This window comes from Streptomyces sp. NEAU-174, assembly GCF_052665095.1.
This window is the reverse complement of sequence record NZ_JBQTCE010000002.1, coordinates 409639-425573: the sequence shown is the minus strand read 5'-3', so window position 1 is coordinate 425573 and position 15935 is coordinate 409639. Positions and strand designations below refer to the sequence as shown.

Below are 15935 nucleotides of genomic sequence, written 5' to 3'. Positions count from 1 at the left end.
GCGGCAACGCGTCGACGTCGTCTTCGACCGGCACGTGTGTGAGTTAACCGGCTATGCCGTCCTCCGCCACGCGGGGTCTCAACCATCGTTTGTCGGTGGAGTCCTTCGCCGAGTTGGCGCGGGGTTCGGGCGGCCCCTCGGCCGTCGCCGAACTGAGGTCGGGGCAGCGCAGCCGGGCCATGCTGCTGCTGCGCGCCCTGGTCGACATCGCCTCCGCGCCCCCCGCCCCGCCCGGCCCCCTTCCCCCGCCCCGGGACGCCTGGCACCTGCTGATTCGGGCCGAGAACCGCTCCCCGGCAGCCGTGGAGACGCTGCTGCTGCACCCTTCCGTGGGGGTGTGGCTCAACCGCTGTCTGCGCAGGCTGCGAGGTCTGGAATCGGGGGACGGTCCGCTGTGGAGCGCGGTGGGTCATCTGCATGCCATTGCCGCCTCGGCCGCTCTTCTCGCCGGAATCGACTTTCGCGGCACCGTTCCGGTGCGCGAGGGCGGGGCGATATTGCCCGCCCTGGGATTCGCCCGCATTCCGGACAGCGCCGATGTCGCCGACGTCGTCAGGAACGGCCGGAAGGCGGCGGTGTTATCCGGCCCCTATTCGGTGACGCTGCCCGCCGACTTCTCCGAGGACGCTCCCGGTTGGCACGGACTGCGGCGGCTGCGCGGAGAACACGAGGGGATTGTGTGTGCCCCGCTTGTCGATGACCTCGACCCCTATCGCGACTTTCTCCGGATCCGGGGCCCGGAGCGGCTCGGCGACGAAGAGTGGCAGGGCTGGCAGGAGAGATTCGGCAATGCGTGGCGGCTGGTCTCGGAGCAGCGCCAAGTGGACCCGCGGGGAATCGGCGCCTGCCTGTCCTCCGTCGTGCCCGTGCCGTACGCCGCCTGGCCCGAACCGTTCAGCGCCTCGTCGCCGGAGGCGTACGGCTGTGTGCTGCTCAACGGGGCCACGGATCCGCTGACCCTCGCCGCCGCGCTGGTACACGAGGCCCAGCACATCAAGCTCAGCGCCCTGATGGACCTGGTGCCCCTGATCGAAGGGGGCCTGGAAGAGATCCACTACGCGCCCTGGCGGCTGGACCCGCGACCGCTGCGCGGGCTCCTCCAGGGGGTGTACGCGTTCCTGGGCGTGACCGGATTCTGGTGGGACCGGCTGCGGCGCGCCGAGCCCGGACCGGCCCGGGACACCGCCGCGTTCGAGTTCGCCCTGCGCCGGGCACAGACCGCCTCGGGGCTGCGCACGCTCCTCGCGCACGCCGAACTGACGCCCCGGGGCGAGGAGTTCCTCCACCGGCTGGAGGGACGGCTGGCCCTGTGGCTCGCCCAGCGGGTGCCCTCCGTGCCGGAGCGCCTGGCGTCGGATCTGATCCACGATCACCGGATGGTCCACCGCATGCGCCACCTGACGGCGGACCGGGAGCGGACCGCCCAGTGGGCGCGGGCCTGGCGGGAGCGGACCGATCCGCCCGGAGAGCTGCCCGGGACCGCCGTCCGGCCGACCCGCCCCGAGGCGCCGGCGCGCCCCGCGCTCGCCCGGCTCCGGCTCGCGGATCCGGCCGAGTTCGCCCGGCTGGGCGACGGCCGGGCAACGGGGCTGCCCGAGGGCGGTGACGCCCCCGACCGGGCCGACCTCGACTGGGCCGCGGGGGACACCGCGGCAGCGCTGCGCGGCTACCGGGCCCGCCTGGAAGCGGACCCGGGCGACATCGCGGCATGGGCGGGGCTCGCGCTCAGCCTGCCGGACGGCGCGGCCAGGACGACCCTGCTGAACCACCCCGAACTGGCCCTGGCCGTCCACCGGGAGCTGCGCACCGCGCCGGACCCGGGTCCCGATCCGGTGGCTCTGGCGCGGTGGATCGGGACGCGTACGCGCGGGTGAACGGGGCGCGGCGCGGGCCCCCGCTGAACGGCGCGCGGCGCGGCCCCCGCGAACGCCGCGAACGGGGGTTCAGATGGAGATCGACTCCACATCGCAGTCCGCCCGGATGCCCCGGGCCGCCGCGACCGTCGCCGGGTGGTTGGCCGTCAGCACCCGGCGCAGCCGGCCGAGCGCGTCCTGGTGCAGCTCCTCCGCCCGCCTGCCCTCGCCCAGCGCGCGCAGATCCCCCGACAGATTGACCGCACACGCGAGCGTGGTGGGATGGTCCTCGCCGAGCCGGGACCGGCAGGCCGCCAGGGTCTCGGTGTCCAGGTCGTGGGCCTCCTGGTAGTCCGCGAGGGTGTAGTGGTCGCTGGCCGTGTTGATGGCACAGGCCAGCGCCATCGGATGGTCGGCTGCCAGCCGTTCGAGGATCACCGGCAGCGTCTCCTTGTTCAGCGCGAGCGCCTCGTCCGTCTCGCCCAGCAGCCGCAGCGTCACCGCGAGGTCGACCGCCGCGCCCAGGGTCGCCGGATGCCGTTCCCCCAGCAGGACGCGCATGTCGTCGAGGCATTTCCGGCCCAGCTCACGGGCGCCCTCCAGATCGGCGGTCTGCCGCAGATCCATCGAGAGGGCCAGGGCCGTGTTGGTGATGTGGAGATTGGGCTCGGTGTAGCGCAGCCGGTAGCGCTCCAGCACCTCCCGGCTGAGGTCCAGCGCGCCCTCGTGGTCGCCCGCCTTGCGGCGCGCCACGGCGAGGTTGCGCAGGGCGTAGACCACGGTGGGCGCGTTCGGCGGGAACAGCTGGCGGGCGCGGCTACAGGTCTGCTCCAGCATGTCGCGTGCGGCCAGGTAGTCCCCGCCCTCGCGGACGTCGATGCTGAGGTTGGCCTCCACCAGGATGGTGAGCAGGGCGTCCTCGCCGAGCACCAGACCGGTGGTGCGCCGGGCGCCCTCGTCCAGCCGCCGGGCGGGCTCGTAGTCCCCCGCCGCGCGCAGCGCCACGGCGTAGTCGTTCGTCGCGGCGATGGAGTACGGGTCCTCGTCCCCGAAGAGCCGCAGGGTCCTGGTCCAGCGGTCCTTCTCCAGCTCCACATAGCGCGCGTAGTCGCCCTGGTAGCGGGTGTCGACGGCGACCGCGCCCTGCGTCACCAGGGTGTTCTCGTGGTCGTCGCCCTCCTTGGCGCGCTGGAGCTCCAGCGTCCGGCCGTTGAGCTCCCGGGCCTCGTTGAAGTGGCCGAGCACGGTCAGGACATGGCCCAGGGTCCGGGAGACGGCCAGCGTCTCCGCACTGTCCTCACCGAGGGTCTCCACCCACTGCCGGCGCACCTGGGTGGCGAGCTCCAGCGCACCCTCGTGGTCGCCCCAGACATAGAGGAAGCGGACCAGATTCCGCACCATCTGACGCACCCATTTGTCATCGCACTCCATCGCGCGCGACGCCCGGACATGGGAGAGGAGGTCGGCGTACCGCCCCCAGTTCGCGGGTGCCACGTCGTTGGGGTCGCCGAAGGCCAGCAGCACATGGGCGCTGTGCCGCATGTCCGCCTGCTGCTGCGTGGACATCTGGCCGATCAGCACGGCCTGTACCAGCCGGTGCATCTCGATCGTGTTGCTGCGGTGATTGATCTTGATCAGGGCGTAGCGGTTGATCTCACGGATCGCGTGGCCGAGCTTGATCGGGTCCTGGAGCACCTCCGAGAGCTCGGGAGAGAGAGACACTCCCCGCACCCCGGAGAAGAGCCGCCGGGAGATCGGCTCGGGTGCGAAGAACGAACACATCTGGAGGAGTTGGAGCGCGCCGGGATGGGTTTCGGCCAGCCGCCGCAGCGACATGTTCCAGGCGGCGGCGACCGGTTCGGGGTAGTCCACCGGGACGCCCGCCGCCAGCAGCTCGCTGCGGCGGGTGGAGACATCGGCCCGCTCGTCCTCGAAGACCTGAAGGTACTCGTCGACCGGCATCCCGGTCTCGGTGAGCCACGCGGCCGCCTGCTCGATGGCCAGCGGAAGGTCCCCCAGGGCGTCGGCGACCCGGTCCGCCTGATCGCGCGGCAGCTCCGGCCCCCGGCGGCGCAGCAGCTCGATGCTCTCCTCGCGCTCGAAGACGTCCACTTCGACGGTGCGGGCGGCACGCGACCACTGGGCGTTCCTCGAGGTGACCAGGATCCGGCCCGGCCCGCCCGCGGGGAAGAACGGCCGCACCGTGTCCAGTTCCTCGGCGTTGTCGAAGACCAGCAGCCAGTTGCGGCACGGGCGTCCGGTGCGCAGCGCGTCGAGCACGCTCGGCACGGCGGTGTTGGCCTCCATGCCCGCGCGCAGTCCGAGCCGGTCGGCGAGCTGGACCAGCGCCTGGCGGATCTGCTCGGGGCGCTCCGCCGGGATCCACCACACCGCGTCGTAGTCGCCGGCGTGCTGATGGACGTACTCCAGGGCGATCTGTGACTTGCCCACCCCGCCGAGCCCGTGCAGGGCCTCGGGCAGCACGGCGGCGGTGCCCTCGCTCCGCAGCCGTTCGTGGAGAATGTCGAGCAACGTCTGCCGCCCGGTGAAGTTGTTGTTCCGGGGCGGTACATTTCCCCAGATGGACGGGGGTTCCCCGGGCTGGCGCTCCTCCACGGCGGGCAGGGACCGGGCAGCGGTCACGGACACGAATGTTCCTCTCAGATGCTCCCCCGCCGGGTCCGGCGAGCCGTGCGCCGGCGGGGATGGTGAATCGTCGGCCTGGGACAGCGGGTCTGGTCGGGGAGTCGTGGAGTCAGTCATGGCCGCAACCGCCTCGGAGACCACATATTTTCCCCTGTGTGATGCGTCTTCAACTGGATCGGGCGGGCTTTCCCCCGAGCGGGCGAGCGCCTGATGGGCCAGGACAAGGGCGCGAAAGGAGCGCGCACCCTCCAGGTACGGCCCGGAAAGCGCCTGGTAGACCTGCTCCTGAAGGCGGATGTACGGCAGCAGCCGCTCCGTCCTGGGGAGGTCTCCCACCGAGCCCGAGGGGTGGTTGAGCAGATCGCGCAGCATCAACAGCGGTTTCCAGCGGCGGCCCAGCCGGTCCAGGACGCTGCCGAGGATGTACAGCGACTCGTCCCGCATCCCGGCGGACAGCAGCAGTTCGCGCACCCCGTCGTGGAACTCGTAGCCGATGCCCGTCTCGTCCAGCGGGTCGGCGGTCGCCACCTTGCGCAGCAGCCCGCCCAGCAGGACCTCGGCCAGATCGCCGGGGCTGCCCTCGGGGTGGTGGATGCCCTGCACGAACTCCATCACGGGAATGTTCAACGGGGCGGCGGCCAGCCGGGACGCCAGCCGGAAGGCGCTCGGCGAGGCGGTGGCGCGGAACCGGAAGACGCGGTCCCAGGCGCTCGGTTCCGGTTCGGGGTCCCAGGGCTCGGCGGGCGCCCCGGGCAGCAGCGCCATCGTGTCCTCGCCGCGCGCCGACGGGCGGGCCACCAGCCGCGCCCAGTTGGCCATCCACCGCGCGTCCAGCTCCAGCACCGGGACCGGCGGCGCGCCGCCCGGCCAGGAACCGCCGTCGGCCCGCCGCCAGGTGCCGTTGGGCGCACCAGGTCCGGGCACCCGCACCCGCACCCGCTCCGGGGCCACCCCGGTGTGGTGCCAGCGGCCCTGCTGTAAGACGTGCAACACCGCGACGGACGCGTGCCGCGCCCAGCCGGCCAGCGCGCGCCGGGCGCTCTCATCGGCCCAGGCCGCGCCGATGCCGTCGGTCAGCACCAGCACCGTGCGCTTGCCGCGCGGCGGCATCCCGGCCACCGGCGACCGGTCCTCGGCGGATAACGGATGGTCGGTGTTCACCCGGTGCACCCGCACATCCCGGAAGGCGCCGGTGCGTTGCAACACGGTGACCAGGTGCGCGGCCGTCCGCCGCCACACCACCATCGAACTGCCGCAGTCCACCACCAGGACGGCGTCCATCCAGCGCTCGCGCACGGGCACCAGGTCGGGCACCCACAGCCCCTCGCGCGCCGCGCGCTCGGCCGTGGCCTCCTCGTCGACCTCCGTCTCCACCGGCGAGGGAGCGGTGCGCTTGAGCGGCCGCAGCGCCCGGGACAGGGCGCGCTCGGGCAGCGGCGGCCCGTCGGCGGACGGCCGGCGCGCGGGCACGAAGACCTCCGCGACGGTCGCCGGCTCCGCCTCGCCGGGCGGCGCGGAGACGCCGACCAGCTCCACGGGGAGCGGCGGTTCCGACGCCGCGGGCGCCGCCTCGGGTCCGGACGCGGGGCGCTCCCCCTGCCGGTCCTGCCCCGGCTCGTCCGACGGCTCGTCGCCGGGCGGCGGGGCGTCCGCCTCCGGTGTCCCGGGGAGGGGGCCGGGGGCCGGCGGTCCGGGGCCACGGTCCGTCTCGGCCTTGCAGACCGCCAGCCACAGGGCGTCGGCGAGCTGCCGCCAGTCGAGGTCCTGGGGGCCCGGCCCGGCGGACCTGCCGCCTGGGTCGTGTGTCATGTCGAGCCCGCTGCGCTGTCCAGCCGATGCCAGACGGCCCGCAGTAGCTCCTCCCACTCGGGCCCCGGAACATGCGACTGGGACGTCACCAGATACACCGCGTTGAGCAACTGGTCGGCGGCGAGGCCGCCTTCGCGCTCGCTGCGCTCGACGAACATCTGGATCAGCTCCCGCGCACGCGGATCGTCGGCCCGCCCCAGATGCGCGGCCACGATCGCGGCGAGCCGGTCCGCGTCCGGGTCGGGCAGCCGCAGCTGGAGACAGCGCCGCAGGAACGCGGGCGGGAACTCCCGCTCGCCGTTGCTGGTGATGACGACGACGGGGAAGGCGCGGCAGCGCACCCGCCCCGAGGCGATGACGGTACTGCGCTCCGGGTCGTCGGTGAGGACCGATACGGCCGGGCGGCGTCGGCGGATGCGCACCAGCTCCGGAATGGAGTACTCGCCGGCCTCGAAGATGTCGAGGAGGTCATTGGGCAGATCGATATCGCTTTTGTCGAATTCGTCGATGAGCAGGACGCGCGGCAGGCGGTGCGGGAGCATCGCCGTGCCCAGCGGCCCGAGTTGGAGGAAGTCGCCGATGTCCTCCGGTCCGGGTTCGTGCGTGTCCCCCTCCGACGCCTGGCCGGCCGCGGCGGCGTGCACACGGCCGACGGCATCGTAGCCGTAAAGCCCGGACCGCAGGGTCGAACGCGTGGTGATCGGCCAGCGCAGCACCCGGCCCAGGCCCAACTCCCGGCTGATCCGGTACGCCAGCGTGGACTTGCCGGTGCCCGGGCGGCCGGTCACCAGAAGGGGACGTCTGAGGATCAGCGCCGCGTTGACGAGATCCGCCTCCTCCGGATCGGAGCGCACGCCCAGGGGGGTCGCGCCCAGCCGCCGGGCGGTGTCCTGCTCGTCCTCCGGCGGCGCCGGGGGCTCGGTCGGGGCGTGGTCCGCGTCCGATAACGCGCCGGACCGGCCGTTGCCCTCCACCGGGCAGGCCGAGACCCCGCCGAAGGCGCGCCACGGGGGCGGCGGCGGAAGGATCTCCTCCAGGCTCACGTCGTGCAGCGGGCGCCCGGTGCCCTGGTAGATCCACCAGGGGCGCGGTATCCCGGACGGCAGACCGGCCGAGGCGGAACCGGAATCCTGGTGGATCCGTCCGTTGTGGCGCCGCGCAGGCTCCTCGTCGCTCATCGACCACCCACCCCCTCGTCCGGCCCCGTCATGCGCCCAGCGGGCTCCACGGGACGGGTCGGGTCGTCCCAAACGAGCACCACATGCTGCCCCAGGTGATGCTCCCGCTCCGCGGAGTCGATCGTATGGGCGTCCAGACGTAACTCTGTCACGGCTTCGCGGAGCCGTGCCAGGTTCCCGCTGGCGTCGGCCTGTTTTTGTCCCAGCTGCTGGACGAAGCCGGGGTCCCGGGTCGCCCGGCCGTCCCAGGCGACCACCGGAATCCCGGCCCGCCAGGCGGTCAGCGCCTCCGAGGTGCCCTCGGGGGTGGTGCCCGGGGGCGAGGTCAGGACCAGGGCGACCACCCGCGGATCGGCCTTGAGCCGGGCCAGCAGCGCGGTGGGGTCGCCGGAGCGCGGGCTGTCCGGGTCCTCGCCGTCCACGACGAGCTGCTTGGCGCGCTCGGGCTGCTGGTCGAAGCGGTTCCAGCGGTGCTTCCACTCCCGGTGCCAGCGCCGGGTCCAGCTGCGCTCCAGGCTCCGTACGACCACCGGATGCTCCATGTACAGCGGGATGGGCAGCTCGCTGTCGAGCTCCAGCCGCCAGCGGTGGACCGGCAGATTCAGGTCATCCGGGCCGAGCATGAACTCGATGTGGATCGCCCGGGCGTCGTCCCACTCCTCGGCCGCCCGATACACCAGCGTCTGGACCGCCCGCTCCGCGGTCTCCGCGGTGACCTGGGTGACCGGGCCGCGGACCGGATGCCAGCCGGTGGGGTCGTACTGGTGCCAGGACGAGAGCTCGTAACACCCGGCTTCTTCCCGCGGCAGCAGCCGGATCACCAGATAGGCGTCCACCGGACCGGCCGGGGCGGCATGCCCCACCTGCTGCCGCAGCGACCGCAGCTGGGGCGTCAGGCCCAGCTCCCGGGCCTGCTCATCGGCCCATTCGCGCAGCGCGTCGGCCCGCTGCAACGGACGCGCCGCCGCCGCGAGGTACTCCACCAGGGCGAGCTGCGGCGGCAGCCCGCCCGGCTGCGCGTTCATCCGGCTGAGCACCTCGAAGGCGTGCCAGGGGCCGGTGACCGCGGGGACGTCCTGCAACGGGCCCGCCGCCGCACGGCACAACTGGCCCAGCTGCTCGATCTCCAGCTCCTCCAGCAGCGACCGCAGCTTCGCGACGGCGGTCTCGGGCAGCGCCGGACGGGCCGTCATCTGCTCCATGACCGAGTCGAGCCGCTTGATCGCGTCCTCGTCCGCCGCCGCCATCACCGCGAGGGACGCGCGTAGCGCGTGCATGATCCGCACGTTTTCCAGGCATTCGCGGGCCAGCTCCACCAGGAAGTAGTCGGTCACCCGGTGGGCGCGCACGGGGACGCTGGTCATCTCCAGCTCCATGGCGACCAGATCCAGACACAGCGTGCGCAGATCCGGATCCGTCAGACAGCGGAACTCCTTCAACGCCGTGACGAGGCTGCCCACCGATTTCAGGCCACCTTCCCCCATGGCCGCCATGCCGTGCCCTCCCCCGAGGCCGCATCATCGGTCCCCGCCGCCGATGATCCCGCCGGAGACCCTGCCATACGCGGGTGCCACCCGCCGGGACTCCGGGACAACTTGTATGCCCCGGGAGCCTCTCGTGACACCCATCGCGAGTATGTCGGTGGCACCGTCCCCCGCGCCCGGGGCGGGCCCCGCCGCGGCCGGGACACCTCCCGGCGGTGGACCGCGGAGCCCACGCCCGCGGCGACCGCGAGACGGAGGGCCGCCTTCCTCAGGGGCCCACCTGGACGGTTCCGCTGAGGGCGGGCGGGGGTCGCCGTACCGGGGTGGCGCGGAGTAGGCGCGGGGGAGGGCGGCCCGGGGCCCTCATCGGCGGGGGTGGGAGGGTGAGGAGGGTCACTCCAATCCGAGTTCCTCGACGCGCCGGGCGAGTTCGGCGGCCGCCGGATCGTCCGGCGCGAGCACCGCCACCACCTCCACCAGTTCGCCCATCGCCCGCCGCGCCTCGCAGACGCGCAGCAGGGACAGGGCCTCCGCGCGGCTCGCCGACTGGCGGCCCACCGCGGTGCCGACGGTGGGCAGTTCGTCGAGCAGCTGCTGCCAGCGCGCGGGGGAGGTCATCCCGTCCACGGCCAGCAGGGTGTCCGCGAGTACGCCGAGGTCACGGATGGTCAGCCTGCGGCGCCGGGGGGTCTCGGGCGGTGCACCGGTGGCGAGGGGTCGCGTACCGGTGGCGGGTGACCGGGTCGTTGCCGGGGCGTCCGCCGCCGTCGGCATGCGGCCGATCAGTTCGAAGGCGAAGGCGGCCGCGTGCCGGGAGGCCACCGGCTGCCAGCGCTCGTCGTGCGCCTCGCCCTTGTCGCCGAGCAGGTCCGAGATGCCGCGGATCACCAGCGCGTCCAGCTGCTGATTGGCATACGCGCCGGCGAGGAAGCCGAAGCCCTCCATGTCCACCGCGAGCGCGTCACCCGCACTGGCGGCGAGCCTGAGCCCGACGTCCGAGCGGTGGTGCGCCACCACCCGGCCGCCCGCCGCGAGCGGCTTCACATGGGCGCGGGGGCGCGGCGCGTCGTCGCCCGGGCGGACCCGCCGCTGCCATGCGTCGGCCGCCGCCACCAGCCGGGCCAGCTGCACCAGCCCGTACGCGGACTGATAGGTCTTCTGCCGGGGCAGAAACCCCGACTCGGTGTCCTTGCCGGTCTCGTAGTCGTACACCGCGTCCGCGGCCACCACATCGCCCAGCGCCACATCCTTGACACCGCCCGCCACCCCCACGAACAACACCGCCCTGGGCGCGAAGAGCGCCGCCGCCCGCTCGACCGAGACCCCAGCACTCGGATTCCCCGGCCCCGTCATATGGATGGCGACCGTCCGCTCGACGGGCCCCTCGCGGAACATCCCAAGCTCGAACACCGCACCCCGCTCCGCCTGAACCGGACGCGGATCCTCCAGATGGGCCCGGACCGCCCGGTACTCGACCTCCAGCGCGGTCAGGACCACCACATCGGCCCGCACCGCACCCCCATTGCCCTCAGCGCCCACGGATCCCCCCTAGGACAGCCTCTGCCGACACCTTACGGACCCGACGCACCCCATGGGTGCCCGATGCGTCACGGCCGGTGCAGATCCGCGTACAGCACGATCTGCACCGCCAGCACGACGACCACCGCCACCTCCGCCACCGACACCGCAAGCAGCACCGCCCGCACCGGCTCGGACGTCCAGTACACGATCAGCGCGGCGATCGGCGCCACCGTGAACAGCAGCAGATCCGCCGCGAGCTGGAGCCGCTTGCGGGAGATCCGGCGGCCGTCGTCGCGGTGGGCCCGCTCCCAGCCGAACACCGGTGGCCGCCCCGGGGCGAGCGCCGTCAGCCGGGGGCCCAGATCCTCCCGGACATACCGTCCGATAGCCGATATCTTCTCGTCGTTGACCAGATACGCCCAGCCCAGCAGCGCCGACGCCGGGGGCAGCAGCAACAGCAGCTCCGGACGCCCATGGCTCTGAAGGGAGAAGGTGATGATGGCCGCCATCGCGGCGAGCGTCGCGTAGAGCAGATTGTCGCGGAACCCGATCCGTGCCCGCTGCTCCTCCTTCACCTGCTCGTATTCCAGGATCAGCAGCCTGCCCGTGACCGCCTCGCTCTCGGCGCTGTTGTCTCGCGTCACCGTGCCCCCTCCGCGGCCCATGGCCGGCTCCGGTGTGACCGGCCCCCTGGTGACTGTTTCCGCCGTTAGGCCTGGTCCATTCCGTACGCCCGCAACTTCCGGTACAACGTGGCCCGGCCGATGCCCAGGGACTCGGCCGCGCGCGCCTTGTTGTCCCCGTGGCGGCGCAGCGCCTCCAGGATGGCGGTGCGCTCCGCCCGTTCGATACCGCTCAGCCGGCGGGTGGCCGGTGGCACCCGCAGTCCGTACGGCAGCTCCTCGCGCCGCACCGGCCCGGTGGCGCGGCGGCGGTCGGCCACCTCCCGTACGACATGGGCGAGTTCGGCCACATTGCCCGGCCAGGTGTGCTGCTCCAGCGCCCGGCGCGCGTCCAGGCTCCAGGTCAGCGGGGGACGTCCGGGGGAGGGGCGCCGGGGGAGGCCCGCCAGCAGCGCCGGGATGTCCTCGACGCGTTCGCGCAGCGGCGGCAGCGTCACCGACCGGGCCGCGAGGATGTCCAGCAACCGGCTCAGACACGGGCCGGTGGGCGCGCCCGGGGTGTGCGTCGCCACCAGCGGCACCGCGGGCCGCTCCGCCAGCAGCGACAGCAGCGCCGCCACATCGGACTGACCCAGCCGCTCGGCGTGGCGCAGGAGCAGCGCCGGCGCGCCGCCGTCCCCCTCGGACTCCGGGAGCTCCGCGAGCGCCTGACACCAGCGCGGCACCTCGCCGGGCACCTGCTCGGCGGCGTCGACGACACGCGGCGCGGCCGTGCCCCGCAGGCCGAGCAGGGCGCGGGCCAGCGCGGTCTTGCCCACGCCCGGCTCGCCGATCAGCAGCAGCGGCTCCACGGCCCGTGCCAGCTCCGTCGCCCGGGAGACGGTCAGCCGCCAGGGCCGGGACGTGCCCACGAGCCCCGGGAGCCGGTCATGGCCCCGGCGCTCCGCCGACCGCGCCCGCCGGGCCGCCGTGCACACCGTGGCCACGGCCCCGATGACCTCGCCCCGGTGCACCAGACGCGTCATCCTTACGGTGAGCCCGGCGCCGTCCGGTACGGCGAACTCATCCTCCGGTACGGGGATCTCGCTGTCCGGTACGGGGATCTCCTCCGGTACGGCGATCTCCTCCGGTGCGTGCTCCTCCGGCCCCGTGGCCGGACCCGCGGCCGGACCCGTGCCCGCGTCCCTGAGGAGGGCCGTGGCATGCCGTTCCAGCCGCGCCAGCGTCTCGTGCGACAGCAGGCGCGCGGCCTCCGGGCTGATGAGGCGGCTGCTGCCGTCGAGCGCCACCACGGCCGCCCCCTCGGCCCGCCGCCGCAGATACGCGTCGAGCAGCACCCGCTCCGGCGGGCGCGCCCGGCCCAGCAGCTCCGTCTCGATCGCGTGCGCGGTGGCCTCCGCGAGCGCCGCGCCCGGGTGGGCGGTGCGGCCCTCGCCCAGCGGGGCCACCACGGTGACGGCGCCGGCCGGGCGGCCCGCCGTCGGCTCGTACAGCGGAACGCTGACCGCCGACACCTCCTGCCACAGATCGAGGAAGTGCTCGGGGCCGTGGACCTCGGCCCGGCGCCCCGTGCGCAGCGCGAGCGCGGCGCTGTTGTGCCCGACCGCCTTCTCCGACAGATCGAGCCCGGCCATCCCGTCGGGCGCGGGCGTACCGGCGTAACGCCTGCCGCCCGACCACAGCGCCCGGCAGCGGGAGTCCACCAGCACCAGCCCCATCCCACCGTTCAGCGTGGGCGCCGTACGGTCCAGCACGGCGCGCGCCGCGGCCAGCAGCGGTGAGTCCACCGGTGGCCGGACCCTGGGCGGGGCCGCCAGGTCGCGCGGTACGCCGAAGAACCGCGCCCGCCGCCAGGCCTGGGCGAGGTCCTCGGGAACCCCGTCGCCCGGTGGCCGTCCGCTGAAGAACCGGTCGCGCGCCCGGCGCAGCGACGAGAGGGCCGGGTCGGCGGGGGTGTCGTCGGTGGTCGTCACAACCTCTCCACCGTATACGTCGCCACTGTTTCGAAATGAGACACCTCGGAGTCCGGGTTCTGGAACAAGATCATCAATGGTCGGTCGGCGATCGCCGACCGCGCCCGGAGACCGGCCATCACGGGGGAGAGGACGGGGAGAGGACCGAGAGGAGCCCTTCAGCAGTGGAGACCGTCGAGACCGAGCGCGCCGACCGGAGCATCGGTGAGACCGCGCCGGTTTTCGAGGCGCTGGATCCGCTCCCCACCTCGGATCCCGAGCAGATGTGGCGCGATGTCGACGCCCGTAAGGACGCCACACCCAGGGCGCCGGGCAACGGCGGCGGCTGCGCGAAATCCGCGACCGCGGCGCCCTGCTGACCCGCCCCGAGAACCACATCGGCTTCCGTCACGCCGAAGCCTCCCCGCAGACGGGGGAGTTGCCGCTCGGCGCGCTACGGAAGATCCTCGGCCACGGCTGACACCCACCCCCCAGGCGTCCGGAGCCTACCCTGGGGCCCCATCATGGACGCGCCCCCCCATCATCCCCAGAGAAACCGTTAGTGAGATGACTGCAATGCCCCTCGCACTGCTCCGGCGCATGCGCACCAAGCGTCCGGACCGCGGATCAGGACTCAGAATGCCCCTGCCCGTGGGTGCCGGAGCCTTCAGCTGCGAGGTCCTGGACCCCGTCGGCCAGGCCCTGGGCGGCGTGGAGGTCACCGTCACCGAGACGCGTGGCGCCGCCCGTACGGTGGCCAAGGCCACCACCGATCCGCATGGACTGTTCCTCGCCACGCTCGAGCCGGGGCAGTACACGGTGCTGCTCACCGGAAGCGGTCTCCAGCCCAACCGCCTCACCGTCGACATCGTCCCCGGCCAGAGCGAACCTCCCCGCCGGGTGCAGATGGAGCCCTCCCAGCAGCTCGAACTCCCCCCGCCGGGCACCTGGCTCTTCGACCCGCCGCACACCGCGATCCGCTTCATCGCCCGCCACGTCGGCATGGCCAATGTGCACGGCCGCTTCACCCGCTTCCGGGGCGGTATCCACATCGCCGAGCGGATGGAGGACTCCCGCGTCGAGGTCGTCATCGACGCCTCCAGCATCAACACCGGGAACAACACCCGCGACGCCCACCTGCGCTCGGCCGACTTCCTCGACGTGGACAACTTCCCGGAGATCCACTTCGCCAGCAACCGCTTCACCTGGCGCAGCGGCCCCAAGTGGACCCTCCAGGGCCCCCTCACGATGCACGGCGTCAGCCGCTCGGTGACCCTGGACACCACGTATCTGGGCGCCGTCAACGGCGGCTACGAACAGGAACTGCGCTGCGCCGCCCTCGCCACGGCCGAACTCCACCGCGAGGACTACACCCTGAACTGGCGCAATATGCTCGCCCGGGGCATCGCGGTGGTCGGCCCCACGGTCAAGCTGGAGCTCGACATCCAGGCGATGTACCGCAACCACGCCACGCCGACGCCGCCGGAGTAGGCGGCACTCGGTTTGCCACCGATGGGGGCGGGCTGCGGCCCGCCCCCATCTCGTTAGTCCCAGCCGCCCGTGAAATCGCCGTTCAGCTGCGCCGAGCAGATGTTGTAGCCGCCGCGGGCGTGTCCGGTCTTCGTCTCGCCGTCGATCGTGACGGAGCAACGGATGTCGCCGCCGCCCATGAGCTGCGCGCTGACCTGGTAGTAGAGCGCGTCGTCCTTGACCTTGAGCTTCCTGGTCAGCGGCAGACCGCTGCCGTCGAGGTTCTCGCCATCGCTGCCGTAGGTGATGTCCACCCCCGAGGGGGCGCTGCCCCACACCTTGAAGACGGCCGTTCCGGCCGGTGCTTCATTGCTTTTCTTCGGCTTTGGCGAAGCCTTCGGCTTCGCGGTGACGGTCTTGGTGACCGTCACGGTGGGCGCCGGTTCGGCCTTGTCCTTCACCCGGGCGGGCTTGGCCGTGACGGTGACCGTCACCTTGGGCGTGGGCTTGTCGCCGTCGGACGACTTCGTGTCGTCGCCCTGGGCCGACCCTATGCCGACTCCGGCGAAGAGCAGGATGGCCGCGACCGGGACGGCGACGCGCTTGCGTGCCCATCCGGGGCGTCTCGGCGCCGGTGATGGCTGGTTATTCCAGGACATGGTCCCCCCTTGAGTGATACGCGAGGAACCGACCTTAGCCGCGCTGATTGAAAAGTGAAGAGTTTGTGTGTGCTCGGTGTTCATATTGTGATCCGGCGTCATGGGCCCCGGAGCGCATAGATTTGGGCTCACCCACCGAACGACGAAGGCGGTAGATCCCATGAGCCTGTACGACATCCCCCTGCGCACCCTCACCGGCGAGCCGACCTCGCTCGGTGAGCACCGGGGTGCGGCGCTGCTGGTGGTCAATGTGGCGTCCAAGTGCGGTCTGACCCCGCAGTACGAGGGGCTCGAGCGGCTCCAGCAGCGCTATGCCGGGCGCGGGTTCACCGTGCTGGGGGTTCCGTGCAACCAGTTCGCCGGGCAGGAGCCGGGGACGAGTGAGGAGATCCAGACGTTCTGCTCGACGACCTACGGGGTGTCCTTCCCGCTGCTGGAGAAGATCGATGTCAACGGTGAGCAGCGGCATCCGCTGTACGCCGAGCTGACGGGGACGCCGGACGCGCAGGGCGAGGCGGGGGATGTGCAGTGGAACTTCGAGAAGTTCCTGATCTCGCCGGACGGTGAGGTCGTGGGCCGGTTCCGGCCGCGGACCGAGCCGGAGGCGGACGACGTCGTCGCGGCGATCGAGGCGCAGCTGCCCCGGTGAGGTGAGGTGAGGCGAAGGGGTGGGGCGAGGGGCCTTCAGGCCCCCCGCCCGCCCGGTCAGCCGCGTTCCGCGGCGAAAGCGGCCAGCCACG

At 72.8% G+C, this 15935-nt stretch carries 11 protein-coding genes; 4 read left to right on the top strand and 7 right to left on the bottom strand.

Features of this window, described 5'->3' with window-relative positions; translation table 11 throughout:
* The first annotated feature begins 95 nt into the window (after positions 1-95).
* Complete coding sequence (locus ACT2CW_RS06600) at positions 96-1874, top strand: HEXXH motif domain-containing protein (RefSeq protein ID WP_445515880.1); 1779 nt, start codon at positions 96-98, stop codon at positions 1872-1874.
* 69 nt (positions 1875-1943) lie between these two features.
* Here ACT2CW_RS06600 and fxsT read toward each other — a convergent pair whose 3' ends face one another.
* From fxsT to ACT2CW_RS06570, 6 genes are all read right to left on the bottom strand, one after another.
* Positions 1944-6308: an FxSxx-COOH system tetratricopeptide repeat protein gene (fxsT, locus tag ACT2CW_RS06595; RefSeq protein WP_445515879.1), complete on the bottom strand. Its 4365-nt coding sequence runs from the start codon at positions 6306-6308 to the stop codon at positions 1944-1946.
* Positions 6305-7486, bottom strand: coding sequence for an AAA family ATPase (locus tag ACT2CW_RS06590; RefSeq protein ID WP_445515878.1), 1182 nt, complete (start codon positions 7484-7486; stop codon positions 6305-6307). Before ACT2CW_RS06590 ends, fxsT begins: the two co-directional genes overlap by 4 nt.
* Positions 7483-8946, bottom strand: a complete 1464-nt coding sequence (locus ACT2CW_RS06585) for a VMAP-C domain-containing protein (protein ID WP_311766806.1) — start codon at positions 8944-8946, stop codon at positions 7483-7485. Before ACT2CW_RS06585 ends, ACT2CW_RS06590 begins: the two co-directional genes overlap by 4 nt.
* A gap of 417 nt (positions 8947-9363) precedes the next feature.
* The gene (locus tag ACT2CW_RS06580; RefSeq protein WP_445515877.1) at positions 9364-10509 is read right to left on the bottom strand and encodes a phosphorylase family protein; all 1146 of its coding nucleotides are present in this window, start codon (positions 10507-10509) and stop codon (positions 9364-9366) included.
* A 68-nt stretch (positions 10510-10577) separates the two neighbouring features.
* Positions 10578-11135, bottom strand: a complete 558-nt coding sequence (locus ACT2CW_RS06575; protein WP_086886023.1) for a hypothetical protein — start codon at positions 11133-11135, stop codon at positions 10578-10580.
* Between the two features lie 65 nt (positions 11136-11200).
* Positions 11201-13087, bottom strand: a complete 1887-nt coding sequence (locus tag ACT2CW_RS06570) for a sigma-54-dependent Fis family transcriptional regulator (protein ID WP_445515876.1) — start codon at positions 13085-13087, stop codon at positions 11201-11203.
* A gap of 164 nt (positions 13088-13251) precedes the next feature.
* Between ACT2CW_RS06570 and ACT2CW_RS06565 the strand changes: the two genes are divergently transcribed.
* Together ACT2CW_RS06565 and ACT2CW_RS06560 are read left to right on the top strand one after the other, a co-directional pair.
* Positions 13252-13446, top strand: a complete 195-nt coding sequence (locus tag ACT2CW_RS06565; RefSeq protein WP_445515875.1) for a hypothetical protein — start codon at positions 13252-13254, stop codon at positions 13444-13446.
* Between the two features lie 196 nt (positions 13447-13642).
* Positions 13643-14557: a YceI family protein gene (locus tag ACT2CW_RS06560; RefSeq protein ID WP_182469770.1), complete on the top strand. Its 915-nt coding sequence runs from the start codon at positions 13643-13645 to the stop codon at positions 14555-14557.
* Between the two features lie 53 nt (positions 14558-14610).
* On the opposite strand, the gene ACT2CW_RS06555 is transcribed toward ACT2CW_RS06560, so the two are convergent.
* A complete protein-coding gene (locus tag ACT2CW_RS06555; protein WP_445515874.1) occupies positions 14611-15195 on the bottom strand; it encodes a hypothetical protein in 585 nt (194 codons plus the stop codon).
* Positions 15196-15355: 160 nt separating this feature from the next.
* Between ACT2CW_RS06555 and ACT2CW_RS06550 the strand changes: the two genes are divergently transcribed.
* The gene (locus tag ACT2CW_RS06550; protein WP_138910876.1) at positions 15356-15844 is read left to right on the top strand and encodes a glutathione peroxidase; all 489 of its coding nucleotides are present in this window, start codon (positions 15356-15358) and stop codon (positions 15842-15844) included.
* Positions 15845-15935: the final 91 nt, after the last annotated feature.

Bases quoted from the DNA above. Each gene is read 5' to 3' on its own strand.
- fxsT (WP_445515879.1), bottom strand. From the start codon at position 6,308: ATGACACACGACCCAGGCGGCAGGTCCGCCGGGCCGGGCCCCCAGGAC.
- ACT2CW_RS06590 (WP_445515878.1), bottom strand. From the start codon at position 7,486: ATGAGCGACGAGGAGCCTGCGCGGCGCCACAACGGACGGATCCACCAG.
- ACT2CW_RS06560 (WP_182469770.1), top strand. From the start codon at position 13,643: ATGCCCCTCGCACTGCTCCGGCGCATGCGCACCAAGCGTCCGGACCGC.
- ACT2CW_RS06555 (WP_445515874.1), bottom strand. From the start codon at position 15,195: ATGTCCTGGAATAACCAGCCATCACCGGCGCCGAGACGCCCCGGATGG.
- ACT2CW_RS06550 (WP_138910876.1), top strand. From the start codon at position 15,356: ATGAGCCTGTACGACATCCCCCTGCGCACCCTCACCGGCGAGCCGACC.